The organism is Streptomyces sp. NPDC003691 (assembly GCF_053981115.1).
Genome location: NZ_JBSFNQ010000189.1, coordinates 1 through 5,098 on the forward strand (window position 1 = coordinate 1; position 5,098 = coordinate 5,098).

Below are 5,098 nucleotides of genomic sequence, written 5' to 3' on the forward strand. Positions count from 1 at the left end.
GCACCATCCCGTGCCGCATCGCCAGCACCATCTTCATCACACCGGCGACACCGGCGGCGGCCTGCGCATGGCCGATGTTCGACTTCGCCGACCCCGCCCAGCGCGATGACCTCGCCGTCCGTCACGGTGTCCGGCGCCGGGCGCCAGCGGGCCAGCGGGACGACACCCGGTTCCAGCAGCTCCAGCTCCTCGAAGAACCCGGCGACCTCCTCCGGGCTCCGCAGGAAGTAGGGCGCGGCCCCGCTGTCGTTGTACTGGCGGGTGGCCTCGGCATTGCCCGCGTGGGTGTTCACACTGTCGTTGAAGACGAGATAGCTGCCCGACGGCAGTGCGTCCATCAGCTGCCCCACGATCGACCGGGCCTCCTCGTAGGTGGAGACATGGCCGATCACCTGCATCAGGGTCAGCGCCACCGGACGGGTGAGGTCCAGGATGTCCCGGGCCTTGCCGAGGATGGCGACCGGGTCGTGAAGGTCCGCGTCGATGTAGTCGGTGGCGCCCTCGGGGGTGCTGACCAGCAGGGCCCGGGCGTGCGCCAGGACCAGCGGATCGTTGTCCACATAGACGATCCGGGACGAGGGGGCCGCCCGCTGGGCTATCTGATGGGTGTTGTCGGCCGTCGGCAGACCGGTGCCGATGTCGAGGAACTGACGGATCCCCACCTCGCGGGCGAGATAGGTCACCGTACGGGCGAGAAACGCGCGGGAGTCCCGGGCCAGGTCGACGATCCCGGGGAACGACTGCCGGAACTCCTCGCCGACGGCCTGGTCGACGGGGTAGTTGTCCTTGCCGCCCAGCCAGTAGTTCCAGACGCGGGCGGAGTGCGGGGCCCCGGTGTCGAACTCCGGGTGCCGCGACCGGCCCGTCCCGCTGTCCGGCGTGTCGGCTGTCATGAGGTGAACCTCCCGGCTCGTCGTGCGATGGTCTGGCCGCCGCATCATATGCCCGGCGGCGGAGCCCGCCCGGGCCGGATCCGCGGAACCGCCCACCGGAGCTGCGCCCCCGGCCGCGACCCCGCCCACCAGGGCCGTGGGCAGGGCCGGTTGCCCCTTGAGCTTGCGGAGTGCCGGTGTGCCGGTGTGCCGGGTGCGGCCACGGGAGCCGCGCCGCCGTCCGGGCCCCGGCCGACGGGACCGTGGGGAGAGCCGGTTGCTCCGTTCGGCCGTCGGGTGGCGCCGGGACCGTGGTGCCCGAGTGCGGGCGGGCCACCCCCGCGGCTCGCCCGGACCAGGGCGTCCCGGGCTCAGCGTCGGCCGTGCTCCGGCCCGCCCCCGGCCGCTGCCGGCCGGGCCGGTGCGGCCGCCTCGAAGGAGGCGCAGCCCACCGCCCACGCCGTATCGAGATCCGCGTCCGGCGGAAAGCGGCCGTCGAGTTCGAGCATGACCATCCCGTGGGCGAACGCCCAGACGGCGCGGGCGATACCGGGATCGCCGTGCACGGCCCGGAACAGCGGAGCCGCGGTGCGTTCCTCCAGACCCTCGGGCAGGGCATGCCGGGGCAGCGGGCGGGCTGCGGTCAGCCGGTACATATGGGGATGCGCGAGGGCGTGTTCGCGATAGGCGCGGGCCAGCGGCAGTAGTCCGGGACCGGCCGCCTCGGCCGCGGCCAGATGCTCGGCCGTCGCCGTCATGCCCAGGACGACGAGCGCGTTCTCCAGGGCGGACTTGTCGGGGAAGTGCTTGTACAGGGACGGCGCGCGGATCCCGACCCGGTCGGCGACGGCCCGCATCGACATGGCCTCCGCTCCGTCCGCCTCCAGGATCTCCAGTGCGGCCGCCACGATCTGAGCCGCCCGGCCCGGGGCGGGCGGCTCAGCCACGGCGCAGCATCCGGCCGGTGACGACCCGCAGTTCCCAGGCGAGCGCGGCGGTGAACAACGGCGGCCAGACGACCGGGCCGAAGGCGTAGGCAACCAGCACCCCGAGCGGGATCCAGCCGTTGAACGCGAGCCCCGCGACCGGCCCGCGGCCGCCGACGGCGCGCCGGGCGAGATCGGGGACGGCCAGGAACAGCAGGGCGGCGGAGACGGTGGCCGCTCCGTACTTCTGCGCCTCGAAGGCGGCGAAGGCGGCGAGGAAGAGCGCGGGCACCCCCCAGCCCACCAGCCGGGCGGGCGGGATCCGCCCCGGCCCGCCGCGCTCCGGGACCGCCGCCGGTTCCGCCCCCGTCCCCATGGCCGACACGCTCATGGCAACCCCCTTTCCCTCGTGGCTAACGCCGTTAGCCTCCTGGGCCGCCAGCGTAGGCTAACGGCGTTAGCCTGTCCATGGTTCGCGCATGACTTCCCAGGGGGAGCACGGAACCACGGACCCGGATCGCCCGTTCGGCCCCGGCGGCGCGCGCCCCGCCCGCCCCCGCGCTCGAATGGGCAGATGACCGCGACCGGGCTGCTGACCGCGAACGGCGCCGCACCGGACGACTGCCTCGCCCGCAACGACTGGCTCTGCGGCGCCTATCTCTCCACCCGGCGCGAGATCCTCCAGGACGCCGTCCTCCAGCACCTCCAGCTCACCTTCGTCTCCGTGGCGCTGGCGCTCGTGATCGCCGTACCGCTCGCCGTCGCCGCCCGCGCGGCGCGCTGGGCGGCCGGACCGGTCCTGGCCGTGACCACGATCCTCTACACCATCCCCTCCCTGGCGATGTTCTCCCTGCTGCTCCCGGTGTACGGACTCTCCGCCTCCCTCGTCATCGCCGGGCTGGTGCTCTACTCCCTGACGCTGCTGGTCCGCAATCTCCTCGCCGGGCTGCGCGCCGTGCCCGAGGAGACCCGGCTCGCCGCCCGGGGCATGGGCTACGGAACCCTCCGGCTGCTGCTCACCGTCGAACTGCCGCTGGCCCTGCCCGCCGCCACGGCCGGACTGCGCATCGCCACGGTCTCCGCGGTCTCCCTGGTCACCATCGGCGCGATCGTCGGCTACGGAGGTCTGGGCAATCTCATCTACTCGGGCATGAACACCTACTTCAAGGCCCAGGTCCTCACCGCCTCCGTGCTCTGCGTCGTCATCGCCGTCGCCGCCGATCTGCTGCTCCTCCTGCTCCAGCGGCTCGCCACCCCCTGGACCCGGGCCGGCGCCCCGTGAACACCCTCTCCCGGGCCTGGTCCTGGCTGACCACCGCGGACCACTGGTCCGGCGAGGGCGGAATCACCCAGCGGCTGACCGAACACCTCGTCCTCACCGCCGTCTGCCTGGTCCTGAGCTGTCTGATCGCCCTGCCGGTCGCCCTGGTCCTCGGCCACCTCGGCCGCGGCGGCGCGCTCGCCGTCAACATCGCCAACGCCGGCCGCGCCGTACCCACCTTCGCCGTTCTCGTCCTGCTGCTGCTCAGCCCGCTCGGCGAGTACGGCGAATGGCCCACCGTCATCGCCCTCGTCCTGTTCGCCGTACCGCCGCTGCTGACCAACGCGTACGTCGGCATGCGGGGCGTCGACCGTGATCTGGTCGCGGCCGCCCGGGGCATGGGCATGACGGGCGGCCAGCTGCTGCGCGGCGTGGAACTGCCGCTCGCGCTGCCGCTGATCCTCACCGGGGTCCGGATCGCCGCCGTCCAGCTCGTGGCCACCGCCACCATCGCCGCACTGGCGGGCGGCGGCGGACTGGGCCGGATCATCACCGCCGGTTTCAATCTCGCCTCCACCCCGCAGGTCGTCGCGGGCGCCGTGCTCGTCGCCGCGCTCGCCCTCCTGGTCGAAGGGGTCTGCGTCCTCATGGAGCGGCTCGCCCCGGCGGGCGTACGGCGGGCGGACACCTGATGCGCCGCCGCGCCTTCGCCGCCCTCCTCCTCGCCCTGCCGCTGCTCGCCGCCTGCTCCACCGGCCCGTCGCTGGAGCACCGCGGAGACATCACCGCACCCCCCGGCGACAGCCGCGATCTGACCGTCGGCTCGGCCGGCTTCACCGAGAGCGACCTGCTCGCCCGGATGTACGTCCTGCTGCTGGAGCACGCCGGATACCGCGCCCGGGTCCTCTCCGTCACCAACCGCGAGCTGTACGAACCGGCCCTGGAGAGCGGCCGGATCGATGTGGTGCCCGAGTACGCGGCGACCTTCGCCGACTGGCTGAACGCCAAGACCAACGGGCCGGACGCACCCGCCGTCGGCTCACCGGACCTGACGAAGACCATGACGGCCCTGCGGCGGCTGGCAACGCCCCGCGGGCTGACCGTCCTCGACCCCGGCCGGGCCGTCGACCAGAACGCCTTCGCCGTCACCCGCGCCTACGCGGCCGAACACCGGCTCAGGACCCTCAGCGACCTGGGCCGCTCCGGACTCCCGGTACGGCTCGCGGCGGGCGACGAATGCGTCCTGCGCCCGTACTGCGAACCCGGGCTGCGCAAGACGTATGGCATCGACATCGTCGCCGTCGACCCCAAGGGCGTCGGCACCACCCAGGCCAAACAGGCGGTGCAGAACGGCCGGGACCAGATGGTGCTCACCACCACCACGGACGCCACCCTCGACCAGTTCGGCCTGGTCCTCCTCGACGACGACCGGCATCTCCAGAACGCCGATTACATCGTCCCGGTCGTCAACCGGGCCCGGGCCGGCGGGCCCGGCGCCGTCCGCGCCCTGTCGGCCCTCAACACCGTCCTGACCACCGCCGACCTGGCCGGGATGAACGAACAGGTCGACAACTGGCGCAGACTCCCCGAGGACGTCGCCCGCGCCTATCTGAAATCCAGGGGCCTGCTGTGACCCGCGGGTTCAGCCCGTAGCCGGACGGCCGGTCACCGGGGGACCCGCGTGCAGTTGTTCGAGCCGCCGCTGAAGCACCCGCAGCGCACCCCGCTGCCGCCCCGGCACCCGGCGCCGCAAAGCGACCAGCCGCGGCGCGGCCCCCCGGGCCCTCTGCCCGTCCGGGATCTGCTCCCACTGGTGGTGGGCCCGGTCGACCGCGCCCTCCACATCCGGATCGTCCACGGTCTGCCCCCGCGCCAGCCGGGCGTCGGCGGCCGCCATCCACAGCTCGCAGCTCAGCGCCGGATCGCCCGCGAGCCGGGCCAGATCGGCCCGCACCTCCAGCCAGTGGATCGCCCCCGGCCCCCGAGGCACCCCCGCCCGAGGCGCCCCGCTACGCGGGCTCCGCCTCCGCCTTCTCCCG

At 73.7% G+C, this 5,098-nt stretch carries 6 protein-coding genes and 2 pseudogenes; 3 read left to right on the plus strand and 5 right to left on the minus strand.

The window, feature by feature from the left end; all coding sequences use genetic code 11:
• The 4 genes and pseudogenes from ACWDR0_RS34490 to ACWDR0_RS34505 form a co-directional block, all read right to left on the minus strand.
• Nucleotides 1-76 (minus strand): hypothetical protein (locus tag ACWDR0_RS34490; RefSeq protein WP_456355792.1); only part of this gene is annotated, 76 nt, incomplete at its 3' end.
• Nucleotides 77-89: 13 nt separating this feature from the next.
• Nucleotides 90-893: pseudogene (locus tag ACWDR0_RS34495) on the minus strand (SAM-dependent methyltransferase); the annotation flags it as partial.
• A 350-nt stretch (nt 894-1,243) separates the two neighbouring features.
• Complete coding sequence (locus ACWDR0_RS34500; RefSeq protein WP_456355787.1) at nt 1,244-1,819, minus strand: TetR/AcrR family transcriptional regulator; 576 nt, start codon at nt 1,817-1,819, stop codon at nt 1,244-1,246.
• Nucleotides 1,812-2,189 carry a hypothetical protein gene (locus tag ACWDR0_RS34505; RefSeq protein ID WP_456355788.1) on the minus strand — a complete coding sequence of 126 codons (378 nt, stop codon included), beginning with the start codon at nt 2,187-2,189 and terminating at the stop codon, nt 1,812-1,814. Before ACWDR0_RS34505 ends, ACWDR0_RS34500 begins: the two co-directional genes overlap by 8 nt.
• 183 nt (nt 2,190-2,372) lie before the next feature.
• On the opposite strand from ACWDR0_RS34505, the gene ACWDR0_RS34510 reads away from it, so the two are divergent.
• The 3 genes from ACWDR0_RS34510 to ACWDR0_RS34520 are packed head-to-tail and all read left to right on the plus strand — an operon-like array spanning nt 2,373 to nt 4,692.
• Entirely contained in the window at nt 2,373-3,080 is a 708-nt protein-coding gene (locus tag ACWDR0_RS34510; protein ID WP_456355789.1) for an ABC transporter permease, read from the plus strand.
• Nucleotides 3,077-3,751 carry an ABC transporter permease gene (locus ACWDR0_RS34515; protein ID WP_456355790.1) on the plus strand — a complete coding sequence of 225 codons (675 nt, stop codon included), beginning with the start codon at nt 3,077-3,079 and terminating at the stop codon, nt 3,749-3,751. The genes ACWDR0_RS34510 and ACWDR0_RS34515 overlap by 4 nt, the downstream gene beginning before the upstream one ends.
• On the plus strand, nt 3,751-4,692 hold the full coding sequence (locus ACWDR0_RS34520) for an ABC transporter substrate-binding protein (protein ID WP_456355791.1): 942 nt from the start codon (nt 3,751-3,753) through the stop codon (nt 4,690-4,692). Before ACWDR0_RS34515 ends, ACWDR0_RS34520 begins: the two co-directional genes overlap by 1 nt.
• A gap of 9 nt (nt 4,693-4,701) precedes the next feature.
• On the opposite strand, the pseudogene ACWDR0_RS34525 reads toward ACWDR0_RS34520, so the two are convergent.
• A pseudogene (locus tag ACWDR0_RS34525) lies at nt 4,702-5,098 on the minus strand (hypothetical protein); the annotation flags it as partial.

What these genes read in the sequence shown, in the direction of transcription:
- ACWDR0_RS34505 (WP_456355788.1), bottom strand. Translation starts at nt 2,189, where the DNA reads ATGAGCGTGTCGGCCATGGGGACGGGGGCGGAACCGGCGGCGGTCCCG.
- ACWDR0_RS34510 (WP_456355789.1), top strand. Translation starts at nt 2,373, where the DNA reads ATGACCGCGACCGGGCTGCTGACCGCGAACGGCGCCGCACCGGACGAC.
- ACWDR0_RS34520 (WP_456355791.1), top strand. Translation starts at nt 3,751, where the DNA reads ATGCGCCGCCGCGCCTTCGCCGCCCTCCTCCTCGCCCTGCCGCTGCTC.